The sequence below is a fragment of the Pseudomonas sp. 8BK genome (assembly GCF_902506475.1).
Lineage (GTDB): Bacteria > Pseudomonadota > Gammaproteobacteria > Pseudomonadales > Pseudomonadaceae > Aquipseudomonas > Aquipseudomonas anguilliseptica.
Genome location: NZ_LR733252.1, coordinates 801,179 through 825,394, shown reverse-complemented (window position 1 = coordinate 825,394; position 24,216 = coordinate 801,179). Strand labels below are relative to the sequence as shown.

General features: G+C 62.1%; 24 protein-coding genes. 15 read left to right on the top strand and 9 right to left on the bottom strand.

Annotation, left to right across the window (positions count from 1 at the left end):
• Positions 1 to 52: 52 nt before the first annotated feature.
• The 4 genes from ACIN8IBEIGE_RS03700 to ACIN8IBEIGE_RS03685 form a co-directional block, all read right to left on the bottom strand.
• On the bottom strand, positions 53 to 1,000 hold the full coding sequence (locus tag ACIN8IBEIGE_RS03700; protein ID WP_160013471.1) for an alpha/beta fold hydrolase: 948 nt from the start codon (positions 998 to 1,000) through the stop codon (positions 53 to 55).
• A gap of 552 nt (positions 1,001 to 1,552) precedes the next feature.
• A complete protein-coding gene (locus ACIN8IBEIGE_RS03695) occupies positions 1,553 to 2,662 on the bottom strand; it encodes an NADH:flavin oxidoreductase (protein ID WP_160013470.1) in 1,110 nt (369 codons plus the stop codon).
• A gap of 36 nt (positions 2,663 to 2,698) precedes the next feature.
• Positions 2,699 to 3,301: a TetR/AcrR family transcriptional regulator gene (locus tag ACIN8IBEIGE_RS03690; RefSeq protein ID WP_178124322.1), complete on the bottom strand. Its 603-nt coding sequence runs from the start codon at positions 3,299 to 3,301 to the stop codon at positions 2,699 to 2,701.
• 164 nt (positions 3,302 to 3,465) lie between these two features.
• On the bottom strand, positions 3,466 to 3,753 hold the full coding sequence (locus tag ACIN8IBEIGE_RS03685) for a PA4642 family protein (protein WP_160013469.1): 288 nt from the start codon (positions 3,751 to 3,753) through the stop codon (positions 3,466 to 3,468).
• A gap of 183 nt (positions 3,754 to 3,936) precedes the next feature.
• Between ACIN8IBEIGE_RS03685 and dauA the strand changes: the two genes are divergently transcribed.
• Positions 3,937 to 5,676 carry a C4-dicarboxylic acid transporter DauA gene (gene dauA / locus ACIN8IBEIGE_RS03680; RefSeq protein ID WP_256665027.1) on the top strand — a complete coding sequence of 580 codons (1,740 nt, stop codon included), beginning with the start codon at positions 3,937 to 3,939 and terminating at the stop codon, positions 5,674 to 5,676.
• 41 nt (positions 5,677 to 5,717) lie between these two features.
• Here the strand turns inward: dauA and ACIN8IBEIGE_RS03675 are convergent, their stop codons facing one another.
• Positions 5,718 to 6,275 carry a hypoxanthine-guanine phosphoribosyltransferase gene (locus ACIN8IBEIGE_RS03675; protein WP_160013468.1) on the bottom strand — a complete coding sequence of 186 codons (558 nt, stop codon included), beginning with the start codon at positions 6,273 to 6,275 and terminating at the stop codon, positions 5,718 to 5,720.
• Positions 6,276 to 6,521: 246 nt separating this feature from the next.
• Between ACIN8IBEIGE_RS03675 and upp the strand changes: the two genes are divergently transcribed.
• Positions 6,522 to 7,160, top strand: a complete 639-nt coding sequence (gene upp / locus ACIN8IBEIGE_RS03670) for a uracil phosphoribosyltransferase (protein WP_160013467.1) — start codon at positions 6,522 to 6,524, stop codon at positions 7,158 to 7,160.
• 2 nt (positions 7,161 to 7,162) lie between these two features.
• Entirely contained in the window at positions 7,163 to 8,431 is a 1,269-nt protein-coding gene (locus tag ACIN8IBEIGE_RS03665; protein ID WP_160013466.1) for a uracil-xanthine permease family protein, read from the top strand.
• A gap of 54 nt (positions 8,432 to 8,485) precedes the next feature.
• Here ACIN8IBEIGE_RS03665 and ACIN8IBEIGE_RS03660 read toward each other — a convergent pair whose 3' ends face one another.
• From ACIN8IBEIGE_RS03660 to ACIN8IBEIGE_RS03650, 3 genes are all read right to left on the bottom strand, one after another.
• Positions 8,486 to 9,817: an MFS transporter gene (locus ACIN8IBEIGE_RS03660; RefSeq protein ID WP_160013465.1), complete on the bottom strand. Its 1,332-nt coding sequence runs from the start codon at positions 9,815 to 9,817 to the stop codon at positions 8,486 to 8,488.
• Between the two features lie 156 nt (positions 9,818 to 9,973).
• Complete coding sequence (hemH, locus tag ACIN8IBEIGE_RS03655; RefSeq protein WP_160013464.1) at positions 9,974 to 10,996, bottom strand: ferrochelatase; 1,023 nt, start codon at positions 10,994 to 10,996, stop codon at positions 9,974 to 9,976.
• 263 nt (positions 10,997 to 11,259) lie between these two features.
• The gene (locus tag ACIN8IBEIGE_RS03650; RefSeq protein WP_160013463.1) at positions 11,260 to 12,174 is read right to left on the bottom strand and encodes a TIGR01777 family oxidoreductase; all 915 of its coding nucleotides are present in this window, start codon (positions 12,172 to 12,174) and stop codon (positions 11,260 to 11,262) included.
• Between the two features lie 194 nt (positions 12,175 to 12,368).
• Here ACIN8IBEIGE_RS03650 and ACIN8IBEIGE_RS03645 point away from each other — a divergent pair, with 194 nt between their 5' ends.
• From ACIN8IBEIGE_RS03645 to ACIN8IBEIGE_RS03590, 12 genes are all read left to right on the top strand, one after another.
• A complete protein-coding gene (locus ACIN8IBEIGE_RS03645; RefSeq protein WP_160013462.1) occupies positions 12,369 to 13,361 on the top strand; it encodes an NAD(P)/FAD-dependent oxidoreductase in 993 nt (330 codons plus the stop codon).
• Positions 13,358 to 13,600, top strand: a complete 243-nt coding sequence (locus ACIN8IBEIGE_RS03640; protein WP_160013461.1) for a TIGR02450 family Trp-rich protein — start codon at positions 13,358 to 13,360, stop codon at positions 13,598 to 13,600. The genes ACIN8IBEIGE_RS03645 and ACIN8IBEIGE_RS03640 overlap by 4 nt, the downstream gene beginning before the upstream one ends.
• A 124-nt stretch (positions 13,601 to 13,724) precedes the next feature.
• A complete protein-coding gene (locus ACIN8IBEIGE_RS03635) occupies positions 13,725 to 14,690 on the top strand; it encodes a DUF523 and DUF1722 domain-containing protein (RefSeq protein WP_160013460.1) in 966 nt (321 codons plus the stop codon).
• Positions 14,687 to 15,625: a MerR family transcriptional regulator gene (locus ACIN8IBEIGE_RS03630; protein WP_160013459.1), complete on the top strand. Its 939-nt coding sequence runs from the start codon at positions 14,687 to 14,689 to the stop codon at positions 15,623 to 15,625. Before ACIN8IBEIGE_RS03635 ends, ACIN8IBEIGE_RS03630 begins: the two co-directional genes overlap by 4 nt.
• 14 nt (positions 15,626 to 15,639) lie before the next feature.
• Entirely contained in the window at positions 15,640 to 17,079 is a 1,440-nt protein-coding gene (gene phrB, locus ACIN8IBEIGE_RS03625; RefSeq protein WP_160016297.1) for a deoxyribodipyrimidine photo-lyase, read from the top strand.
• Positions 17,076 to 17,498 (top strand): nuclear transport factor 2 family protein, encoded by a 423-nt coding sequence (locus ACIN8IBEIGE_RS03620; protein WP_090375640.1) that lies wholly within the window; start codon positions 17,076 to 17,078, stop codon positions 17,496 to 17,498. The genes phrB and ACIN8IBEIGE_RS03620 overlap by 4 nt, the downstream gene beginning before the upstream one ends.
• Positions 17,495 to 18,274, top strand: a complete 780-nt coding sequence (locus ACIN8IBEIGE_RS03615; RefSeq protein WP_160013458.1) for an SDR family oxidoreductase — start codon at positions 17,495 to 17,497, stop codon at positions 18,272 to 18,274. The genes ACIN8IBEIGE_RS03620 and ACIN8IBEIGE_RS03615 overlap by 4 nt, the downstream gene beginning before the upstream one ends.
• Complete coding sequence (locus tag ACIN8IBEIGE_RS03610; RefSeq protein WP_160013457.1) at positions 18,271 to 19,518, top strand: NAD(P)/FAD-dependent oxidoreductase; 1,248 nt, start codon at positions 18,271 to 18,273, stop codon at positions 19,516 to 19,518. Before ACIN8IBEIGE_RS03615 ends, ACIN8IBEIGE_RS03610 begins: the two co-directional genes overlap by 4 nt.
• Before the next feature lie 17 nt (positions 19,519 to 19,535).
• Positions 19,536 to 20,336: a DUF1365 domain-containing protein gene (locus ACIN8IBEIGE_RS03605; protein WP_160016296.1), complete on the top strand. Its 801-nt coding sequence runs from the start codon at positions 19,536 to 19,538 to the stop codon at positions 20,334 to 20,336.
• Positions 20,323 to 21,597, top strand: coding sequence for a cyclopropane-fatty-acyl-phospholipid synthase family protein (locus tag ACIN8IBEIGE_RS03600; protein WP_160013456.1), 1,275 nt, complete (start codon positions 20,323 to 20,325; stop codon positions 21,595 to 21,597). The genes ACIN8IBEIGE_RS03605 and ACIN8IBEIGE_RS03600 overlap by 14 nt, the downstream gene beginning before the upstream one ends.
• The gene (locus ACIN8IBEIGE_RS03595; RefSeq protein WP_160013455.1) at positions 21,590 to 22,117 is read left to right on the top strand and encodes a DUF2878 domain-containing protein; all 528 of its coding nucleotides are present in this window, start codon (positions 21,590 to 21,592) and stop codon (positions 22,115 to 22,117) included. Before ACIN8IBEIGE_RS03600 ends, ACIN8IBEIGE_RS03595 begins: the two co-directional genes overlap by 8 nt.
• A gap of 93 nt (positions 22,118 to 22,210) precedes the next feature.
• Positions 22,211 to 22,522: a YkgJ family cysteine cluster protein gene (locus tag ACIN8IBEIGE_RS03590; protein ID WP_160013454.1), complete on the top strand. Its 312-nt coding sequence runs from the start codon at positions 22,211 to 22,213 to the stop codon at positions 22,520 to 22,522.
• 11 nt (positions 22,523 to 22,533) lie between these two features.
• On the opposite strand, the gene rtcR is transcribed toward ACIN8IBEIGE_RS03590, so the two are convergent.
• Positions 22,534 to 24,144: an RNA repair transcriptional activator RtcR gene (gene rtcR, locus ACIN8IBEIGE_RS03585; protein WP_160013453.1), complete on the bottom strand. Its 1,611-nt coding sequence runs from the start codon at positions 24,142 to 24,144 to the stop codon at positions 22,534 to 22,536.
• Positions 24,145 to 24,216: the final 72 nt, after the last annotated feature.

The following is a 24,216-nucleotide window of genomic DNA, read 5'->3' as shown; positions in this document are numbered from 1 at the left end:
TCTCGAAATATCAGCAGCTTAGTGCGCAGGAAAAAGCTGCGGTAGACCCCGACTAGCCCTCTAGAAAGCCCATCAGCACCGCCACGGTGCGTGCCGGCTCCTCTTCTTGGGGCACATGGCCCAGGTCGTCGAACAGCACCAGACGGCTGCCCTTGATATCGCGCTTGAAGCGCTCGGCATTAACCGGTGGAATCAACTCATCGCGACCACCCCAGATAATCAGCGTCGGCACCTTGAGTTCGGCGATACGCGTGTAGCTCTGCCCCGCTTCGGCCTGGATAAAGCGCTGACGCAAGGCTTCACGATTGCCGGCGCGCAGGGTCAGCTCGTAGTAGCGGTCGATCAGCTCATCGCTGACCTTGTCCGGATCGCCGTAGACGTTGCGGATGCTTGCCTCGATCATCTGCCGGGGCAGCAGATTGGCCATCAGTGGCGCTAGCGCGGGAATCTGCGCCAGACGAAAACCGATGGGCATGGAGGTGGCGTTGCGCGGATAACCGGCGGCATCCACCAGCACCAGCCGTTCAACACGCTGCGGATAGTCCAGGGCAAATTGCCAGGCCAGTTGCCCGCCAAAACTGTTGCCCGCCACCACCGCACGCGGCACCTGCAACTGATCCAGCACATGGCCGAGAAAGGCGCTGTAGTGGGCCATGCGGTAATCGCCATCGGGGAATGGCCCGGTCAAGCCAAAGCCCGGCAAATCAAGACTGATCACCCGACGTTTGGCCTGCAACGCTGCCACCCAGCCTTCCCAGGTGTGCAGGCTAGCCGAGGTGCCGTGCAGCAACACGATCGGCGTGGGGTCATCGCGTGGGCCCTGATCGCGCAGGTGCACCAGCATGCCGTCAACCGCGACAAACTGCGACGGTGGCAAAGCCCAGCGCGGCTTGAGGTCCGCCACGGGGCGATCCGGCGCCCAGTTCCAGGCGACTGCAGCGGCCAGGCTGATCAGCACCAACAGGACAACGGATACGGATATCTGCACAGCACGCTTCATGGTCGATACCTGATGACGGCGCACTGGCAATACTAGCCAACGAGGCACAGCTTGCCTGCAGAGCGCCGGATATCAATCGACACAAGCGGCCGATACCGGACGAAAAAGCTATGTAGCCATTGCGAGTTGTGAGGCGATAAGCCGTAGGTTGGTGTTGAGCGCAGCGAAGCCCAACGAGACAGGCCGCTGCATGTCTCGTTGGGCTTCGTCGCGTTGCTCCTCAACCCAACCTACCCATGCCCCCTGCGGACGAAAAAAAGCCCCGATGTGCCGGGGCTTGAGGAGTGTTGCGCCGTTTTTGCGGCGCACACGATAAAACGGGTATCTAGAATCTGTTTCGGATCTCGCGAGCTAGAGCGAGACAAGGCGCTACGTAGTAACAGCCTCCGGCTGGTCAAAACGCGGCGAGGAAGCGGAGTGTACGAGCTGTACATGAGCATTACTCGTTTCACTCGCCCTTCGGGTCGCGCTGAAGCGCGTTAGCCGCAAGCGGCATTCCGAGTCTGTTTTTAACGCCGTATCGCCGACGCGCAGCAGATTCGAGATAGGTTCTTAGACCAGGCTGGTCAACGCCTCACGGCTGAACGGCAGAATATCCTGCTCGCGGCCATCGCGTACTTTTACCGCCCAATCCGGGTCGACCAGCAGCGCGCGGCCTACAGCCACCAGGTCGAACTCCTGCTTGCTCAGACGTTCCAGCAGGTTTTCCAGGCTGGCCGGCTGGGCCACTTTGTCGGTGTTGACCATAAATTGCAGGAACTCGCCGTCCAGGCCGACGCTGCCGACGGTGATGGTCGGCTTGCCGGTGAGCTTGCGCGTCCAGCCGGCCAGGTTCAGCTCGGAGCCGTCGAACTCCGGCTCCCAGAAACGACGGGTCGAGCAGTGGAAGATGTCCACGCCGGCGTCGCTCAGCGGCTTGAGGAATGCTCCCAGCTCTTCCGGGGTCTGCACCAGGCGGGCGGTGTAGTCCTGCTGCTTCCACTGCGAGAAGCGGAAGATGATCGGGAAATCCGGCCCTACGGCAGCACGCACGGCCTGGATCAGCTCGTTGGCAAAGCGCGAACGCTGCGCCAGGTCACCGCCGTATTCATCGGTGCGCTGATTGCTGCCAGCCCAGAAGAACTGGTCGATCAGGTAACCGTGGGCGCCGTGGATTTCCACGCCGTCCATGCCGATGGCCTTGGCATCCTTGGCGGCTTGGGCGAAGGCGGCGATCACGTCCTTGATATCGTCCTGGGTCATGCCGTGCACAACCACATTGCCCTCTTTAATCTTTTCGCTCGGGCCGTAGCCTGGGACGCTGGCGTCCGGCTCGGTGCCCAGCTTGCGCACATTGCCCACGTGCCACAGTTGCGGAACGATCTTGCCGCCTTCGGCGTGTACCGCTTCGACCACTTTCTTCCAACCGGCCAGAGCATCTTCACCGTAGAAACGCGGCACATTCGGGTAACCGTTGGAGGCCTTGTGACCGACGGTGGTGCCTTCGGTAACGATCAGGCCAACGCCGGCAGCCGCGCGGCGACGGTAGTACTCGATGACCTTGCTATTCGGTACGCCGCCTGGGGAGAAGGAACGGGTCATCGGCGCCATGACCACACGGGTCGGCAGCTCCAGGTTGCCCAGGCTAAAGGGTTGGAACAGTGCTTTAACGGGATCGGTCATCATCATTCCTCGGGGCGCTTGGAGCAGCGCAACTGGTTAAACGGGGGAAGCCTGCAACAACAGCTGCAAACGGTGGATAAAGTCAGTCAGGGCGCGGGTGTTGTTGGCCACCTTGAGCCGGGTCAGCGCGCCTTGCCAGGCATTGGCGATAAAGCTCGCCAGGTTGCGGCAATCTTCATCGGCTGCCAGCTCGCCTGCGGCCTGCGCCTGTTCCAGACAGGCCTGCAGAATGTCCGCCGAGGTTTGCAGAATTGCATCAACCTGCACGCCCAGAGCCGGCGACAGCTCGGCCATCTCGAAGCTCAGGCTGCCAATAAAGCAGTGGTATTCCAGGCGCTCCTGGCGCGCGAAGTGTTCCACCAGCTCGGCGTAGTAACCGAGGATGCGTTCGCGCGGGCTCAACGCTGGGTTGCTCAGGGCTTCGGCATAACGCGCCAGGCGCGGCTGATAGACCCGCTGCAAGGCCTGCAAGGCAAAGTCTTCCTTGCTGGCGAAGTAGTGATAAAAGGAGCCTTTCGGCACCCCCGCCGCCTGGACGATTTCCTGCACACCGGCGCCGTGATAACCACGACGGGTCATCACCTCGGCGCCTTTGGCGAGGATCAGGTCACGCTTGTCGAGTCGAATGCTGGAGTTCATGCCGGCAAGAATATGACCGGTCGTCTCGCCTCGCCCAGCACTATTGATTTGCGTGATTATTGGCAAGAAGTAGCGCGGGTTTTAGACACGACAAAGCCGCGAACAGGTCGCGGCTTTGTGGGCAGGCGTGAGCCTTAATCAGCGCTGTACGCGCTGACTCGACGTCAGCCGCGAGCGGCTTTGATTACGTCGATGTAGGGTTCAGCAAAGCGTTGATCCTGGATCAGCGCGATAAAGTCATTGCCCTGGGCATCCTTGGCATTCAGGTCGTAGCCGGCGGCAACGAAGAAGCCAACAAAGCGCTCGAAGTCGTCGATACGCAGGCCACGGTAGGCCTTGACCAGCTTGTGCAGCGACGGCGGCGTGGCATCGGCCGGTTCTACGCCGAGGAACAGCTTGATCGGCTCGTCACCAATCTCTTCGCCAATCACCTGTTTCTTGTCTTTACGCATCACTCACTCCAGCTAACCAGGCCACACGGGGCCGGCAGTGTACCTCCGGGGCGGGTAACGGCTCAACGGATGCCGGACAACCACACGGTTTAACACGCGCTGAGGCTGGCGCACAGCCGACTTAGGTCAACACTGCACGCCGGGGCCGCCCCTTATACTGCGCCTATTGAGTTGGGAGTCATTATGTCGCTGCCCTTACCGCCGCTGTTCTCCGCCTGGCGCCAGACTTTGCGCGCCGGCTACGGCTGGAAAAACCTGCGCAGCGACCTGAGCGCCGGTTTAACGGTGGGCATTATCGCCATTCCGCTGGCCATGGCCCTGGCGATTGCCGTCGGAGTGGCGCCGCAGCACGGTCTGTATACGGTGCTGGTGGCCGGTACGCTGATCGCCCTGTTTGGCGGCTCACGTTTCAACGTCTCCGGGCCGACCGCCGCCTTTGTGGTGATTCTGTTGCCGGTCACCCAGCAATTCGGCCTCGGCGGACTGCTGCTGTGCACCCTGATGGCGGGTGCAATTCTGATAACCCTCGGACTGATGCGCGCCGGGCGGCTGATCGAATTTATCCCCTATCCAGTCACGCTGGGTTTTACCGCCGGTATCGGCATCGTCATCGCCACCCTGCAGATCAAGGACCTGTTCGGCCTGCAGCTCAGCAGCCAGCCGAACAACTACATCGAACAACTCAACGGCCTTATACAGGCCCTGCCCAGCTTGCAACTGGGCGACAGCCTGATGGCATTGGTCTGCCTTGCGGTATTGCTGATCTGGCCGCGCTGGGTGCCAAAAATACCGGGGCATCTGGTGGCACTGACGATCGGCGCGCTGCTCGGGCTACTGCTGGAAAGCCTGCAGATTCCCGTGGCGACCCTTGGCGAACGCTTCAGCTACAGCCTGGATGGCGTTGAGCACCCGGGTATTCCGCCGTTTCTGCCGAGCTTTATCTGGCCCTGGCACTTACCGGGTGCCGATGGCCAGCCACTGGTGGTGAGCTTCGAGTTGTTTCGCCAACTGCTGGCCCCGGCCTTTGCCATCGCCATGCTCGGGGCCATCGAGTCGCTGCTGTGCGCCGTGGTTGCCGATGGCATGACCGGCAGCAAGCACGACCCCAATGGCGAGTTGATCGGCCAGGGCATCGGTAATCTGGTTGCGCCGCTGTTCGGCGGGATCACCGCCACCGCCGCAATTGCCCGCAGTGCCGCCAACGTGCGCGCCGGAGCTTACTCGCCACTGGCCGCAATGACCCACGCCGGCGTGGTGCTGATCGCCATTTTGTTTCTCGCGCCTCTGTTCAGCTACCTGCCGATGGCCGCACTGGCGGCTTTGCTACTGGTAGTGGCGTGGAACATGAGCGAGCCGCGGCACGTGCAACATACCCTGCGTATCGCGCCACGCAGTGATGTGCTGGTGCTGCTGACCTGCCTGATTCTCACCGTGCTGTTCGATATGGTGCTGGCGGTGGGCGTCGGCCTGCTGCTGGCAGCCGGGTTGTTTATCAAACGCATGAGCGACCTGACCGATACCGAAGCGCTGCCCAAGCACTTCCACCAGGCGCTGAGTGACCTGCCCGAACACGTGCTGGCCTATGCCATTCGCGGGCCGCTGTTCTTCGGCGCAGCGGAAAAAGCCCTCAGCGTGCTCAGGCGCTTTACCCCAGGGGTGAAGGTGGTGATCGTCGATATCAGCGCCGTGCCGCTGCTGGATATGACCGCCATCGCCGCACTGGACAATGTGCTGCGCGACTACCGCGAGCAGCACGTCGCCCTGGTACTCAGCGGGCCCACGCCACAGGTGCGCCTGCAATTGCGCCGCGCCGGCATCGTGCGCATTGAAGGTGAGTTGGCTTATGTACGCGATCTGGCCCAAGCCAGAGAGAAAGCGTTGCGCTGGCTAGCGCCCAAGACCGATGGGGAATCAGCACCGTAGGGTGGATAACGCGCAGCTTATCCACCCTGCCGTAACAGCGCTTACAGCCCTTTAACCGCGTAGATACCCGGCGCATTACGCCAGTAGCCTTTGTAATCCATGCCATAGCCAAACACATAGCGGTCAACGCAGGACATGCCGACGTAATCGGCTTTCAGGTCCGGGCGTGCTTTGCGGTCGTGGGTTTTGTCTACCAACACGGCAATGCGCACGTTCTTGGCGCCGGCGTGACGGAAAAAGTCGATGATTGCACCGAGGGTGTGCCCTTCATCGAGGATGTCGTCGATGATCAGCACGTCGCGGTCAATAAAGGAGATTTCCGGTTTGGCCTTCCAGAACAGCTCGCCGCCGCTGGTTTCATTGCGGTAGCGGGTAGCGTGCAGGTAGGACAACTCCAGCGGGAAGTTGAGCTTGGGCAGCAGCTTGCCGGAGAAGATCAGCCCGCCGTTCATCACGCAGAACACCACAGGGTTGCTGTCGGCCATCTCGCTGTTGATGGCGGCCGCCATGGTGTCGATGGCCACCTCAACCTCGGCATTGCTGTGCAGGCAATCGGCTTCGGCCATGACTTGGCGGATATGCGCGAGATCGACGGACATGCTGTTTCCTCTTGGGAGCGGGACGGTCAGACCAGAAAGCTGATCGATGCGTCAAAATAAAAGCCGGCAAAGGTACGCATCTGCGCCATGCAGAGCAAGCCCCGGCAGACCAACTGCGGCAATTGCCCGCAAGCGGCGACACGTTAGCCGCTATTTAGCGACATTAGGCCATCTTGGCCCAGCACTTGGCATAGCCAATGCTTTAATCTAACGCAATTTTTCGCCCGTCCTGCCGGAGACCCCGCCATGCCCATCCTCGAGATCCGCCACCCGCTGATCCGCCACAAACTCGGCCTGATGCGCCGCGCCGATATCAGCACGAAGAATTTTCGTGAACTGGCCCAGGAAGTCGGCGCGCTGCTGACTTACGAGGCGACCAAGGATCTGCCGTTGGAAGACTGCGAGATAGAAGGCTGGTGCGGCACCGTAAAGGTGGAAAAAATCTCCGGCAAGAAAATTACCGTGGTACCGATCCTGCGCGCCGGCATCGGCATGCTCGAAGGCGTGCTCAGCCTGATCCCAGGCGCCAAGGTCAGCGCCGTGGGCGTGGCGCGCAACGAGGAAACCCTGCAAGCGCACACCTACTTGGAAAAACTGGTGCCGGAAATCGACGAGCGCCTGGCGATGATCATCGACCCGATGCTCGCCACCGGCGGCTCGATGGTCGCCACCATCGACCTGCTGAAGAAAGCCGGCTGCAAGGAAATCCGCGCCATGGTGCTGGTGGCTGCGCCAGAAGGCATCAAGGTGGTCAACGACGCACACCCGGACGTGACCATTTACACCGCCTCCATCGACCAGCACCTGAACGAACACGGCTACATCATTCCCGGCCTCGGTGATGCCGGCGACAAAATCTTCGGCACCAAACAGAAGGACGCCTGAGCATGCAGGACGAATACACCGATCCACTCTGGCGCCAGGGCATTTCCGGCGCGCAGATGCTGTTTGTAGCCTTCGGCGCCCTGGTGCTGATGCCGCTGATCACCGGCATGGACCCCAACGTGGCACTGTTCACCGCCGGTATCGGCACCCTGCTGTTCCAACTGGTAACCGGACGTCAGGTGCCGGTATTCCTGGCCTCCAGCTTCGCCTTTATCGCACCGATTCTCGCCGCCAAAGGCGAGTTTGGCCTGCCGGCCGTGCTCGGCGGCATCGTCGCCTCGGGCCTGGTGTATATCCTGCTCAGCGCGGTGGTACGGGTTAAGGGCGCTGGTTTTATCGACCGCCTGTTGCCGCCGGTAGTCATCGCGCCGGTGATCATTTCCATCGGCCTGGCGCTGTCGCCTGTAGCGGTGAACATGGCCATGGGCAAGGCCGGCGATGGCAGCGCGCAGTTGGTGCCGTATGAAACCGCCATGCTGATTTCCATGTCAGCGTTGATCACCACCGTACTGGTCGCCGCCATGGGCCGCGGCCTGCTGCGCCTGGTGCCGATCCTTGCGGGGATCATTGTTGGCTGCATCGTCGCGGCGTTCTGCGGAGTCATCGACACCAGCAATATCGCCGCCGCACCCTGGCTGGCGATTCCGGCATTCGTAGCGCCGGAGCTGCATTGGGGCGCGATCCTGTACATCGTCCCGGTGGCGCTGGCACCGGCCATCGAGCACATCGGCGGCGTAGTGGCGATCGGCAGCGTGACCGGCAAGAACTTTATCAAGAAGCCCGGCCTGCACCGCACCCTGCTCGGCGACGGCCTGGCCACCTCGGCAGCAGGCCTGTTCGGCGGCCCGCCCAACACCACCTACGCGGAAGTCACCGGCGCGGTGATGCTGACCAAAAACTACAACCCGAAGATCATGACCTGGGCGGCCTGCTTCGCCATCGGCCTGGCCTTTGTTGGCAAGTTCGGCACCGCGCTGCAGAGCATTCCCGTACCGGTCATGGGCGGCATTCTCTGCCTGCTGTTCGGCTCCATCGCGGTGGTCGGTTTGAACACTCTGATCCGCCATCAGGTCGACCTGTCCGAGGCACGCAACCTGATTATCGTCTCGGTGACCCTGGTGTTCGGCATAGGCGGCATGGTGATCGGCAACAGCGACTTTGCCCTGTCCGGCATCTCGCTGTGCGCCATCTGCGCCCTGGTACTCAACCTGGTGCTGCCGGGTGGCCAAGGCTGGCGCAGCAAAACCGTGCTGGAAGAGCCGGATTTGTAAAACACGCTCACTAAAAAGCCCCGCAAGTGCGGGGCTTTTTCATTCTTGCGTGCCTCAGGCCGGATTGGCCGACCACTGCTGCAAGCGCACCACGCTCTCGCGGTAAGGCTTGAGACTCATGCTCAGCAGCACAATCGAACTGAACACGGCGATGCTGGTGACGACAAGCAGCGAGTAACGCAGCGCCATGTCATCGGCAAATACGTAATCGGTCACCAGGGCCACCGCCGTCGGGCCGATGCCCAAGCCAATCAGGGTGATCACGAACAGGTAGATGGCCGACGCCTGGCCGCGCATCGAGTTGGGCATGATCTCCTGGATTGCTGCCGGCGCCACGCCGAACGGCATGCTCAGGAAGAACACCGTCGGTGCCATCAGCACAGCGGCCCATACAGCGCTATCCATCAACGGAAAGGCCAGCACGCACGGCACGGCGCCGAAAGCGGCATACAGACCAACACGCATATTGGCGTCGCTGCTGCCGCGTTTGGCCATCCAGTCGGCCAGACGACCACCGAAGACGATACCCAGACAGCCAAACACCGCCACAATGCTGCCGTAAACGATGCCGACCTGGCCGGCGTCCCAGCCGTAGGTGCGGATAAAGAAAGTCGGCACCCACGCCGCGCTGCCGTAACCGGCAAACGCCAGGCCGGCAAAGCCGAAGTTGTGGCATAGCACCGTACGCCGGTTGGATCGGATATAGCGACCGACATCCGCCAGCGGCACCGCCACCCCGGCACCCACGCCGCGCCGTACTGGCTCCTTGACCGCCAGCATCAGCAGGGTAAACAGCACCCCGGCCGCGCCGAGAATCAGGAAGATCAGCTGCCACGGGCGTACTTCACCGAATACCGGCAACACTACATCGCCCTGTGCCGAGGCAAACTGAATCACCAGACCGCCGAGCAGAAAGGCCAGACCTGAGCCGAGGTAAACCCCCATGGAATACACGCTGATCGCGGTAGCACGGCGCTCGGCCGGAAAGCTGTCGGCAATCAGCGAATAGGCCGCAGGTGACAGCGCCGCCTCGCCGACACCGACGCCGATACGGCAGAGCAGAAATTGCCAGTACAGCTTGGCCATGCCGCAGGCAGCGGTGGCCGCACTCCAGAACAGCACGCCGATGGCGATCAGCCCACGACGGCTCTTGGTATCGGCCAAACGGCCCAGGGGAATACCGCAGACGGTGTAGAACAGCGCAAACGACAGGCCCATCAGCAGGCTCATCTGCGTATCACTGATCATCAGGTCACGGCGGATCGGACCAACCAATAGGTTGAGAATCTGCCGATCGATAAACGACAGCACGTACGCCACCATCAGGATGGCGACAGTCACCCAGGCACGGGTGGAAGAGGGATAGCCGTTATTGTTGTTGAGCACTGGCAGTCTCCTCGGCACCGTTGGTGCGGTGCACGACGGTTGAAAGAGCTGCCAGCTTAGGCCGAGTTGCAGGGCGCTGAGTATCGCCCGTAGGTGTTATCAGTCAGGCGAATGCGCGGCATCCTTTTGGGCGAATAACCGTCACAGCATATTTCCCTAAAGCTGCAGCGGCGCACGTTCGCTGAGGGTTTTCAGGGCAGCCACCCAGCTGGGATGATCATTCAGACACGGCACCAGCTGCAGGCTCTCGCCGCCGGCTTCGACAAACTGCTCGCGGCCACGGTCGCCAATTTCCTCCAGGGTTTCGATGCAATCGGCGACAAAAGCCGGGCACATCACCAGCAACTTCTTCACGCCCTGCTTGGCCAGCTCGTCGAGACGCGTCTCGGTGTAGGGCTCGATCCACTTGGCCCGGCCCAGGCGCGACTGGAACGACACCGACCACTGCTCGGGCTTGAGCCCCATGCGCTCGGCGAACAACTCGGCGCTGCGCAGGCACTGGGCACGGTAACAGCTGGCGAGCACCTCGGGCGAAGCGCTACGGCAGCAATCGGCACCTTTCAGGCAATGGTTGCTGGGATCGAGCTTGTGCAGGTGGCGTTCCGGCAGGCCGTGAAAGCTCAGCAGCAGGTGGTCAAAATCCTGCTCCAGGTAAGGCTTGGCGCTATCGACCAGAGCATCCAGGTATTCCGGCTGATCATAGAACGGCGGCAGGATGGAAAAGCGGATTGGCAGTTGCTGCTCACGCACCACCCGCCGCGCCTCTTCGATCACCGTGGTGGTGGTGCTGTCAGCAAATTGCGGGTACAGCGGCGCCAGGGTGACCTGTTTGATGCCCTGAGCGGCCAGGCGGGTCAGCACGGTTTGCAGCGACGGCTCGCCGTAGCGCATGGCCAGCTCCACCGGGCCGTGGGTCCAGGACGCCTTCATCGCCTGATGCAGACGCTTGCTCAGCACCACCAACGGCGAGCCCTCCTCCCACCAGATCGAGGCATAGGCATGCGCCGACGCCGCCGGACGCTTGATCAGAATCAGCGAAACCAGCAGACGCCGCAGCGGCCAGGGCAGATCGACGACATAGGAATCCATCAGAAACTGGTTGAGGTAGCGGCGCACATCGGCCACGTCAGTGGAGGCCGGCGAGCCCAGGTTTACCAACAGCAAGGCGTGATCGGTCATGCAAAGTCCTAGGGTCTGTTAACGTTTCGCTGCGAGCCGCGTTGCTGCGCCAAATTGCGCCAGGCAAGGCGCGGGGCGCCGACAATGGTGTTCCCTTGCCAAGCCCCGCAACGCCGCCTGGCACAATTTGCCGCGCAACCCGAAGGGCCGGGCCTGTTTTTACGCGATGCTGCGTTTCTCGTCACTCACTTGGAACAACCAAACTTCGTGACTCGTGCCTTGCCTCGCGTAAAAACGGGCTCCGGCGCGGCCGCAGCGAAACGTCAACAGACCCTATCTGGTTGGCCCAGCAAGTCCGCCAGAGCCACATCCAAATGAGTAAAACGAAAACTGAAACCAGCCTCCTGCAAGCGCGTCGGCACCGCGCGCTGGCCACCGAGCAGCAGCACCGACAGCTCGCCGAGCAGCATACGCAGGGCAAAGGCCGGGGCCGGCATAAAGGCCGGCCGATGCAGCTCACGGCCCAAGGCCTGGCTGAAGGCGCGGTTACGCTCAGGCGTCGGCGCGCAGGCATTATAAGGACCGCGCGCCGAGTCCTGCTGCAGGAGAAAATCAATCAGAGCGATTTGATCACTGAGATGAATCCACGGCATCCACTGCCGGCCATTGCCCAGCGGGCCGCCCAACCCGAGTTTGAACGGCAGCAACAGACGCTTGAGCAGCCCGCCATCACGGGCCAGCACCAGTCCGGTGCGCAGCAATACCACGCGGATGCCAAAATCCTCGGCGCGCTGGGCAGTTTCTTCCCAGGCGCCGCACAGCTGCGCGGCGAAATCCTCACTCACCGGCGGCGAATCTTCATGTAACTCGCGCTCGCCACCGTCGCCATACCAGCCTACCGCCGAGCCGGACAAAAGCATCTGCGGCTTATCCGCGCGGCTCTCCAGCCAGGCCAGTAATTGTTCGGTCAGACCAATCCGACTGGCCCATAGCAACGCTTTACGCTTGCGCGTCCAGGGCCGGTCGGCAATCGGCGCGCCGGCCAGATTGACCACAGCATCCAGCGGTTCTTCGCCCAGCTCATCGAGCCGGCCAATACCACGCACCGCATCGCCACACAGGGCCGCGACCTGCTCGGGCCTGCGGCTCCACACGGTTAATTGGTGACCTTGCTGCAACCAGTGGCGGCACAACGCCCGCCCGATCAAACCGGTTCCGCCTGTCAGAAGAATGTGCATGACAACGCCCTCGCATGACCTTTGCATAGTTGCTAACAATCGACGGATTAATGCCGTTTGTGGCTTCAATCCGGCTGCAGGTTGTCTTAACTATAGGAAGGCAGGATCGACTCCGGCATAGCTTATACATCAAAACAATATTGTATAGCTTTTGTCTAAAGCGTAGCCTAACGCTTGAAAACACGAGGTAGACCATGACCGCTCTACACCCCATCGCCATCATCGGCACCGGCATCGCCGGGCTGTCTGCCGCACAGGCGCTGCATGCCGCCGGGCACCCGGTGCAACTGTTCGACAAGAGCCGCGGCAGTGGCGGCCGCATGGCCAGCAAGCGCAGCGATGCCGGCGCACTGGACCTTGGTGCGCAATACTTCACCGCCCGCGACCGTCGCTTTGTCGAGGTGGTGCAGCAGTGGCAAGCTCGTGGCTGGGTCGCCGAATGGACACCCAGCCTCTACAACTTCAATAACGGCCAGCTCAGCGCCTCGCCGGATGAACAGGTACGCTGGGTCGGCAGCCCGCGCATGAGTGCGATCACCCGCGCCATGCTCGGTGCATTGCCGGTGAGCTTCTCCTGCCGCATCACCGAAGTGTTTCGCGGTGAACAGCACTGGCACCTGCAAGATGCCGAAGGCAATAACCACGGCCCGTTCAGCCATGTGATTGTCGCCACGCCGGCACCGCAAGCCACGGCACTGCTCTCCAGCGTGCCGAAACTGGCTGGCGCCGCCGCCAGCGTGGCCATGGACGCAACCTGGGCGGTGGCCCTGGCCTTTGCCAACCCGCTGGAAACCCGCGTCGAAGGCTGCTTTGTGCAGGACAGCCCGCTCGACTGGCTGGCACGTAACCGCAGCAAGCCGGGCCGCGACACCCAACTCGACACCTGGGTGCTGCATGCCAGCAGCCAGTGGACTAAGCAGCACCTGGACATGCCCAAGGAAGCGGTGATCGAACACCTGCTCGGCGCCTTCGCCGAACTGATCGGCTGCGCCGTGCCCGCTCCGGCCTTCAGTCTGGCGCACCGCTGGCTCTACGCCCGCCCCGCCAGCGCGCACCAATGGGGTGTACTGGCCGATGCCGACCTGGGCATCTATGCCTGTGGCGACTGGTGCCTGTCCGGTCGGGTTGAAGGCGCTTGGCTTAGCGGCCAGGAAGCGGCGCGGCGCTTGCTCGAACACCTGCAATGAGCATTCAAGCCCACGCACCAGCCAAGCATCGACTCAATCCGCGCAAACTGCTGCTGTCGAAATGGACAGCAGCGCAACCGAAAAATCGCGAGAAGCATTTCCTCGTCACCGAGCTGTTCTGCGACGAAGACGGTACGGTGCTGCAGATCGAGTTGCAGGCTGTACTCAACCAACGCTGCCAACGCCTGGACTGGCGCGCACTGGAAAACCCCGAGCACTGGCGCATGGGCTGGAAGTAACAGACCCACACACAAAACCATACAGTAGTTGTACAAAAATATTGACTTGTACAATTATAAACCTATGATGAACTCAAGTTGTACATCTACCAAGATCTGTACAAGTCGTCATCAGAGGTTGCCCATGACCCCATCGAACATCACCACCGGCAAACCCAAACTGGGCATCAGTGCCTGCCTGCTGGGCTCCGAAGTGCGCTACAACGGCGGCCACAAGGAATCGCGCCTGTGCAGCCGCACCCTCAGCGAGTATTTCGACTTCGCCCCGCTGTGCCCGGAAGTGGCCATTGGCATGGGCATCCCGCGTGAACCGATCCGCCTGGTTGGCGACCCGCAAGCGCCGCGCGCCGTGGGCACGGTCAGGCGCGAGGTGGATGTCACCGAGCCCCTGGCTGCCTATGGCGAGCGCATGGCCGGTGAGCTGACGGATATCTGCGGCTATATCTTTATGCAGCAGTCGCCGTCCTGCGGCCTGCATCGGGTCAAGGTCTATCAGGACAACGGCCGGCCCAGCGAGCCTGGCCGTGGCATCTTCGCCCAGGCCTTCTGCGCCAAGCACCCCAACCTGCCTGTGGAAGAAGACGGCCGCCTCAACGACCCGATCCTGCGCGAAAACTTTATTACCCGCGTGTTTGCCTATTCCGAGTGGCAACAGCTGCTGCGCGACGGCCTGACCCGCAAAAGCCTGATCGGCTTCCACTCACGTTACAAATACCTGCTGATGGCTACCAATCCGCTGCAATACAAACTGCTCGGGCGGATGCTCGGCAACCTTGGCCAAAACGATCTGAACGAGCTGGCCCCGCGTTATTTCAGCGAACTGATGAGCGCGCTGAAAAGCTGCGCCACCCGCCGCACCCACAGCAATGTCTTGCAGCACCTCAGCGGCTACCTCAAGCAAGCGCTGAGCAGTGACGAAAAACAGGAAATGCAGCAACTGATCGGCCAGTACCGTCATGGAGTGGTGCCGCTGGTGGTGCCCATGACCTTACTCAAACACCACTTTCGCCGTCACCCGGACACCTATATTGCGCAGCAGGTCTACCTGCAGCCGCACCCGGAAAAACTCAGCCTGCGAAACGCCCTATGAGCCTGGAGCCAACCAGTACAGGCGCCGCCGACGATTACCAGGCGGCGATTGCCCAGGGCTTTATGCCGATCCGTGATGTAGCGCGCATCACCGGGGTCAATGCCGTAACCCTGCGCGCCTGGGAACGCCGCTATGGTCTGATCGTGCCGCACCGCACGCCCAAGGGCCATCGCCTGTATGCCGATGAGCATGTGCTGCGCATCCAGGCGATTCTCACCTGGCTTAATCGCGGCGTCTCGGTCAGCCAGGTCAAGGGCCTGCTGCGCTCCAATCAGCCGGCCTTTGCCGAGGCCAGCTCACAGTGGGAAAGCAAGCGCCAGCAGTTGCAGGAAGCCATCTGCAACCTCAACGAGCGGCGTGTGGATGAGTGTTTCAACAGCGAACTGGCGCTCTACCCACCGCATACCCTGTGCCAGCAACTGCTGCTGCCGCTGCTGAGTGATCTGGAGCTGCGCTGGCGCAACCAGTTCGGCGCCCAGGCCGAGCGGGTGTTCTTCTACTCCTGGCTGCGCAGCAAGCTCGGTGCGCGCCTGTACCACAACAACCGCCAGTGCAGCGGCGCGCCGCTGCTGCTGATCAACGCCTCGGACCTGCAGATGGCCCCCGGCCTGTGGCTCACCGCCTGGCTGGCGAGCAGCGCCGGCTGCCCGGTGGAAGTCTTCGACTGGCCACTGCCACCGACCGAACTGGCCCTGGCGGTCGAGCATATTCAGCCGCGTGCAGTGCTGCTGTATTCCAGCCAGGCGCTGAACAGCACCCACCTGCAGCGCCTGCTCGGCGGTTATGACTGCCCCTGCCTACTGGTCGGCCAGGTGGTGCAGATCCACGCCGAAGAATTACTCGCCATTACCGCGCAGAACACCGAACTGAGCCTGGCCGCTGACCCGCTGGCCGCGCTGCATAACCTTACCGACCTCAACCTGCTGCATAGCTGATGGGAAATAACATGCTGCAATTGATCTGGTTTCGTACCGACCTGCGCGCGCAGGACAACAGCGCCCTGACCGCCGCCATGAGCAGCGGCCCGACCGTGGCGCTGTACCTGCTCAGCCCCGGCCAGTGGCTGAACCACGATGATGCGCCGAGCAAGGTCGATTTCTGGCTGCGCAACCTCAAAGAGCTGGCCACTGAGCTGGGCAAACTCAATGTGCCGCTGCTGGTAAGGGAGGCCGATCACTGGAGCGCCGCGCCGCAGGTGATCGGTGAACTGTGCCAGCAGCTGCAGATCGGCACGGTGCAGGTCAACGAAGAGTACGGCGTGCATGAAACCCGTCGCGACCAGGCCGTAGCGAAAACGCTTGATGGTTTGGGGATAAATTTTCGCAGCCATCTGGATCAGCTGTTCTTCAAACCCGGCAGCGTGCTGACCAAATCCGGCGGTTACTTTCAGGTCTACAGCCAGTTCCGCAAGGTCTGCTATCAGCGTCTGCACACTGCCCTGCCGGCTCTGATAACCACACCCAAGGCACAGGCGCCGCTGGCGATCCAAAGCGATGCCATTGCTGAACAAGTTACAGGCTTCGCCTTGCCAGCTGTAGAACTGCGTGAGTTGTGGCCAGCCGGTGAAGCCGAGGCCGCGCGGCGTCTGGATGATTTTGCCGCGCAGCAGATCGACTTCTACCAGAGCGCCCGCGACTTTCCTGCGCAACCCGGCACCAGCCAGCTCTCCGCCTACCTAGCCGCCGGGGTGATCTCGCCGCGCCAGTGCCTGCATGCGGCCTTGCAGGCCAACCAGGGCGAGTTCGACAGCGGCAATCTCGGGGTCATCACCTGGATCAACGAGCTGCTCTGGCGTGAGTTCTACAAGCACATCCTAGTGGGCTACCCCCGCGTCTCGATGCACCGCGCCTTCCGCGCGGAAACCGAGGCCGTGGCCTGGCGCGATGCGCCGCTGGAGCTGAAAGCCTGGCAGGAAGGCCGCACCGGCTTCCCGATTGTCGATGCGGCCATGCGCCAGCTACTGGCCACCGGCTGGATGCACAACCGCCTGCGCATGATTGTGGCGATGTTTCTGACCAAAAATCTGCTGATCGACTGGCGCGAAGGCGAGCGTTTCTTTATGCGTCACCTGATCGATGGCGACTTGGCGGCGAACAACGGCGGCTGGCAGTGGAGTTCGTCTACCGGCACTGATTCGGCACCGTACTTCCGCATTTTCAACCCGCTGAGCCAGTCGCAGAAATTCGACCCGTATGGGCGTTTTATACGCCAGTGGCTGCCCGAGCTGGTCGGCCTGAACAAGACCAATATCCATAACCCGACGGCCATCGGCGGGCTGTTCGGCATTGCCGATTACCCCACGCCGATTGTCGACCTGAGCAAGAGCCGCACACGCGCCCTCGCCGCATTCAAGAGCCTGCCGCACTTTGCCGGCGAGGAGGCCCTGTGAGCGACTTTCTGCGCCAGTTTGCCCAGGGCTTTGCCGGGCTGAACAAGGACAACCTCGACCGTCTGGGCCAGCTCTACAGCGACGATGCATTGTTCTGCGACCCGCTGCATGAAGTACGTGGCCTGACCAATATGCAGCGCTACTTCGGCGAGATGTACGCCAACGTCAGCGAATTGCGCTTCGACTTCTACGGCTTTGATCAGGTACGCGACGGTGAAGGCTACCTGCGCTGGACCATGAGTTACCGCCACCCGCGCCTGGCCGGCGGGCAGCTGATCCGCGTGGAAGGCTGCTCGCACCTGCTGTGGCACGACAAGGTCTATCGCCACCGCGACTATTTCGACGCCGGCAACCTGCTCTACGAGCACCTGCCCTTACTCGGCTCGGCAATTCGCTGGCTGAAACGGAGGTTGGCATGAACGCGAACGCACGGCGTATCTGGCTCACCGGCGCCAGCAGTGGCATCGGCGCCGCCCTGGCCGAACAACTGCTCAAACAGGGTCACCGCCTAGCCCTCAGCGCCCGCAGCCTTGAACCGCTGCAGGCGCTGGCCAAACGCTACCCGCTGCAAGTGCTGGTGGTCGCCGGCGACCTCGGCGATGCCTCCCAGGTACGTGCCATCGGTGAGCACATTACCCAGGTCTGGGGCGCGCTGGATTGCGCCATCCTCAACGCTGGCACCTGCGAATATGTCGAGGTCAGCGCCTTCGAGGCCGCCATGGTCGAACGGGTGATGCGTGCCAACCTGCTCTCGGCCAGCTACTGCATCGAAGCCGCCCTGCCCCTGCTGCGTCTGGGCAATCGTCCGCACCTGGTCGGCGTCGGCAGCTCGGTAACCTTTATGCCGCTACCGCGCGCCGAAGCCTACGGCGCCTCCAAGGCCGCCATGCGCTACCTGCTGGAAGCCCTGCGCATCGACCTGCATGGCGAAAACATTGCCGTCACCCTGGTCAGCCCCGGCTTTGTCGACACCCCACTGACGCAGAAAAACGACTTTCCCATGCCCATGCGCTGGCCGGTGGACAAAGCCGCTCGCTATATCGCCGAACATTTGCAGCAGCAGCCGTTTGAAATCAGTTTCCCCGGCCCCTTTATCGCCATGCTCAAGCTGCTCGGTCATCTGCCCAAGCGCTTGCAGGTGGCCATTGGCGCCCGTATGGCCCGCACTGAAGCCACGACCAAGGACCGCTCATGAAAATCTCCATTATCGGCAGTGGTATCGCCGGTTTGACCAGCGCCTACCTGCTCAACCGTCGCCACGACATCAGGGTCTTTGAGGCCAGCGACTGGATCGGCGGACACACCCATACCGTGGATGTCCAGGTCGATGGTCAGCGTTATGCCGTGGACACCGGTTTTATCGTGTTCAACGATTGGACCTACCCGAACTTTATCCGCCTGCTCAGCCAGCTCGGCGTTGGTTTCAAGGACACCGAGATGAGCTTCTCGGTCAGCGATCCGCTAAGCGGCGTGGAATACAACGGCCACAACCTCAACACCTTGTTCGCCCAACGCAGCAACCTGGTGTCGGCAAAATTCTGGGGCATGGTGCGCGACATCCTGCGCTTCAACCGCGAGGCGCTGAATGACCTTAACCAGCAGCGCATCGCCAACGATATGACCCTGGGTGATTACCTCCAGACCAATGGCTACAGCCAGCGCTTTATCCAGCATTACATCGTGCCCATGGGTGCGGCGATCTGGTCGATGTCGCTGAACGACATGCTTGGTTTTCCGCTGCAGTTCTTCGTGCGCTTCTTCAAGAACCACGGCCTGCTGTCGGTCAGTGACCGCCCGCAGTGGTGTGTGATCGAGGGCGGTTCCAGCAGCTATGTCGCACCGCTGACAGAATCCTTCAAGCAGCATATCCGCCTCAACTGCGCAGTGACCCGGGTCGAGCGCAATGCCCTGGGCGTTACCCTGCACAGCGCCGCCGGCAGTGAACACTTCGACAAGGTGATATTCGCCTGCCACAGCGATCAGGCCCTGGCGCTGCTGGCCGAGCCCACTCGGGTCGAGAAGGAAATCCTCGGCGCGCTGCCCTATGCCGACAATGATGTGGTGCTGCACACCGACACCCGCTTGCTGCCGCAACGGCCACGGGCCTGGGCCAGCTGGAACTATCGCCTCGGCGGCCCGGGCAGCCAAGCTGCCGCCGTCACCTATGACATGAATATCCTGCAGGGTATTCAGAGCGACACCACCTTCTGCGTCAGCCTGAACCAGACCGCCGCCATCGACCCGAACAAGATCCTCGCGCGCTACACCTACGCCCACCCGCAATACAGCCTGGCCGGCATGGCTGCGCAGGCGCGCTGGGAAGAGCTGCTCGGTGCCAACCACAGCTATTTCTGCGGCGCCTACTGGGCCAATGGCTTCCACGAAGATGGCGTGGTCAGCGCGCTGCGCGTGGCCCGTGAATTCGGTGAGGCACTGTAGTGAACAGCCCAACGGCACTGAACAGCGCCCTGTATAGCGGCTGGGTGCAGCACCGGCGGTTTGCGCCGCGGCTGCACAACTTCCGCTATCGCATGGGCCTGCTCTACCTCGACCTGAGCGAGCAGGAGGCGGTGCTCGCGCTGTCGCCCCTGGCCGGACGTGGCCACTTCGTGCCTTTTGCCTTTCGCGAGACCGATTACCTGCCGCAGTTCACCGGGACCGGTACCCGCTTGATCGATGCAGTACGCCAGCGCGTGACAGAGGCTCTTGGCCGCACGCCACTGGGCCGCATCTGCCTGCTGACCCAGCCGCGCAGTTGGGGGTTGAGTTTCAACCCGGCGAGTTTCTTCTACTGCCATGAGGCCGATGGTCGCCTGGCGGCGATTCTCTGCGAGGTGAGCAACACGCCTTTCCGCGAGCGTTACCACTATGTGCTGCCGGCCGATGGCGAGGGGCACCAGCACGTCGCCGTGGCCAAGGCATTTCACGTCTCGCCGTTTCTGCCGCGCGAGCTGGAGTACCGCATGAGCTTCAGCCCGGCCGGTGAGCGCCTGGGCATTCATATGGCTGACTGGCAGGGCGAGGAAAAACTCTTCGACGCCAGCCTCAGCCTGCAACGCATTGAACTCAACCGCGCCAGCCTGCACCGCTACCTGCTGCAGTTCCCCTGGATGACCGGCAAGACCCTAGCCGCCATCTACTGGCAGGCCCTGCGTCTGCTGCTCAAACGTATTCCCCTGTTCACCCATCGGGCCGCTGAAGGTGATTTCCGCGTCGCCCGCCCCGCATCAAAGGAAGTCCCCCATGAAAAGCTCTAGCCTGACCTCCGCCAAACATGTGGTGCGCGCCGGCAGCGGCATTGGTGCCAGCCTGCTGCGCCGTGCGGTATTACGCCAGCTGAAACAGCTGCGCCATGGCCAACTGGTGATCATTGAAGGTGACGAACGCATGGAGTTCGGCGATGCCCACTCCAGCCTCAGCGCCGAGATCCGGGTGCAGGATGGTGCCGTCTGGGGGCTGGTGGCCGGCAATGGTTCGATCGGCTCGGGCGAGGCCTATATCCACGGTTACTGGACCACCCCGGACCTGACCGCAGTGATCCGCGTGTTCGTCAGCAACCTGGAGGTGCTCGACGCCATGGAAAGCGGTCTGGCCCAACTTGGCCGCCCGCTGATCCAGGGCCTGCACTGGCTCAACCGCAACACCCGCAAGGGCTCGCGCAAGAACATCTCGGCGCATTACGACCTGGGTAACGACCTGTTCGAGCAGTTTCTCGATCCAACCATGATGTACTCGGCGGCGATGTTCCAGAGTGCCGATGACAGCCTGGAGCAGGCGCAGCTGAACAAGCTCGAACGCATCTGCCAGAAGCTGGCTCTGAAACCTAGCGACCACCTGCTGGAAATCGGCACCGGCTGGGGCAACATGGCGATCTACGCCGCCACCCACTACGGCTGCAAGGTCACCACCACCACCCTGTCGCGCGAGCAGTTCGCCTATACCCAGCAGCGCATTGCCGAACAGGGCCTGCAGGGGCAGATCACCCTGCTGCTGGAGGACTACCGCGACCTGGCCGGCCAGTACGACAAGCTGGTGTCAATCGAGATGATCGAAGCGGTTGGCCATCGCTTCCTGCCCACCTATTTCGAGCAATGCGCCAGCCTGCTCAAACCCGACGGTCTGATGCTGCTGCAGGCCATCACCATCCGCGACCAGCGCTATGAGCAGGCGAAAAATGCCGTGGACTTTATCCAGCGCTATATCTTCCCCGGCGGCGCACTGCCCTCGGTGAACAAGATGCTGGAAATCATCAGCGCCAAGACCGATATGAACCTGCACCATATGGAAGATTTCGGCCTGCACTACGCCCGCACCCTGCGCATCTGGCACGACAACCTGCGTCTGGCGCGACACAAGCTGGAGCAGCAGGGCTACGACGATTACTTCTTTCGCCTGTGGGAGTTCTACCTGTGCTATTGCGAGGGCGGCTTTATCGAGCGCACCATCGGCACCGCGCAATTGCTGCTGGCTAAACCGGCGGCCCGTCCTGCTCCGCTACTGGGAAATCTCAATGCCTAAATTGATCGTCAACACCCTGCTATTTCAGCTCGGCTGGTTCGCCTGCGTGTTTGGCGGCGACAGCCTGTGGCTGCTGATTGTCGCAGCGGTGCTGGCGGTGCATCTGCTGTGGACCAGCAGCTGGGCGGCGGAAGGCAAGCTGCTGATCAGCGTGTTCCTCGCCGGCAGCGCGCTGGACAGTTTTCTGCTCAACCTCGGCGTATTCGACTTCGGCGAGCCACGCACGCTGATACCGCTGTGGCTGGCCAGCCTGTGGCTGCTGCTGGCCACCACGCTCAACCACTGCCTGGCCTGGACCGCACAACCCTGGTGGCGCGGCAGCCTGCTGGGCGCCATCGCCGCACCGCTGTCCTATTACGGCGGCGCGCAGATTGCCGGCGTCGGCCTGCCCTACGGCACCTGGCAAAGCCTGCTGCTGATCGGCTTCATCTGGGCACTGGTGATGCCCGTGCTGCACGGCTTTGCCAAGCTCTATCGCAGCCAGTACGAACAGCGCCTGCGCACACGCCAGTCGGCTTAACAGCTCGGCTCATCGCCAGATGGATGAATAACAGCAGCCACCCTATGTCGGCAGCAGACGCCGCAAGAACACCGATGACGTACACTGCGCGGCATGAGTCAGAACATCCCCCATACCCAACTCGCGGATAAGCCCGCAGTCAGCTGCAGCAACTGCGCGGCCTGCTGCTGTCAGCTGGAAGTCATGCTGATCACCGACACCGGCGTGCCGCCCCGCTATATCGACACCGATGACTGGGGCGGCGAAGTCATGCTGCGCCTCGACGACGGCTGGTGCGCAGCACTGGACCGCGACAGCATGCGCTGCACCATCTACGAGGTGCGCCCACTGATTTGCCGCGAATTCGAAACCGCCTCCCCCGAATGCCTGGACGAGCGTAAAAGCATGAACAGAATCTACCGCTAGCGGTATTGCCGTTACAACGCCCGCACCGCCTGCCAATCCAGCCCAAAACGCGCCAGGTATTTACGCAGCCGATCCGCATCGTTTGGCTGGCTTTTGCCCTGGCGCGATTGCGCAAATAGCTGGCGCCCTGCATCCGACAGGCTGGCGGCTTCGCGACACAACGCCACCACCCCTGGCAATTGCAACTGATCGAACAGATCCAGCGCCTGCCAGCGCTCGCCCAGCAGGCGCTCCAGCTCCTGTTGCATGCCTGTCTTGGCCAGCCCTTTGCCGCTCCAGGCGCTTTGCAGACGCAGAATTTCATCCTCCACCAGGGCCTCGTCGATCCGCCCGCTATCGGCCAGGGTGGCCATACGGGTGATCGAGGCCGACAGTTCGCGGAAGTTGCCGCTCCAGGTCGCCTCGCGGCTGCTGGCGAAGGCCAGGTAACGCTGCCGCGCCTGCAGATTGAAACGCACTTGGCGACCCTGCTCGCGGGCATAGCGCTCGAGTTCGAACTCCAGGTTCGGCTCGATATCCTCACGCCGCCCGGCCAGGCCCGGCAGTTCAAAGGTCCAGAGGTTGATGCGGGCGAACAGGTCCTCGCGAAACAGCCCCTGCTGCACCCGCTCGCGCAGGTCGCGGTGGGTGCCGGCGATCAACAGAAAGTCGCTCTCGACCTCCTTGTCGCTGCCCAGGGGGAAAAAGCGCTTTTCCTCGATGGCCTTGAGCAGCATGGCCTGCTCGTCCGGCCCCAACTCGCCGATTTCATCGAGAAACAGCATGCCGCCATCGGCCGCGCGCAACAGCCCTTCGCGCGCGTTCTGCGCGCCGGTAAAGGCGCCCTTGCTATGGCCGAACAGCGCCGACACGGCGCCGTCACCGCGCAGGGTGGCGCAGTTGACCTCGACGAAACGCCCCTGCAGCAGATGCCGGGCGCGCTTGAGTTCATAGATGCGTCGGGCCAGAAACGACTTGCCCGAGCCCGTCGGGCCGACCAGCAGCATTGGCGCGCGCGAACGCACCGCCACCCGTTCAATCTGCTCGATGCTGCGGTTGAACGCGGGGTTGCGCGTGGCGATACCGGATTTGAGAAACGCCAGGGTTTCCTGCTGCTCGCGACGAAAGCGCGTGGCAATACCGTCGTACCGTGACAGATCAAGGTCGATCAGGGTGCAGGTGCCGCTGTGCGTGGCCTCCTCTGCGCGGCGCCCCGGCGATGTCTGCGCCAGCCGCGCCGGCAGGTAGCGCGCCTCGGTCAGGAGGAACCAGCAGATCTGCGCGACGTGGGTGCCGGTGGTGATATGCACCAGGTAATCCTCGCGCTCGGTATCGAAGGCATAGCTGCTGACAAACTCATGCAGCGCGCCGTAGACCTCCTGAAAATCCCAGGGATCACGCAGGGCCATGGCATGCAAACACACCTCGGTTTCCGGCGAGACCGCAGCGATATCGTCGCGTATACGCCCAGCCAGCCCGGCGTCGCGCGGGCTGTGGATCAGTTCGAGGCGGTCAATCAGCAAATCCTGCTGCTGACACAGACCAACGCTGGGCCGCCACTTGCTCCAGCGATTGGCACCCTTGCCAACTCTATCCAGGGTGGCACCGACAAAGCCGATGGCAACGGTTTTCTTAGCAAACATGCTTATACCAAAAGATAAATAGCGATAACAAAATATAGCAATGCAAGCAGCCAAACCCGAACAGATTTTATC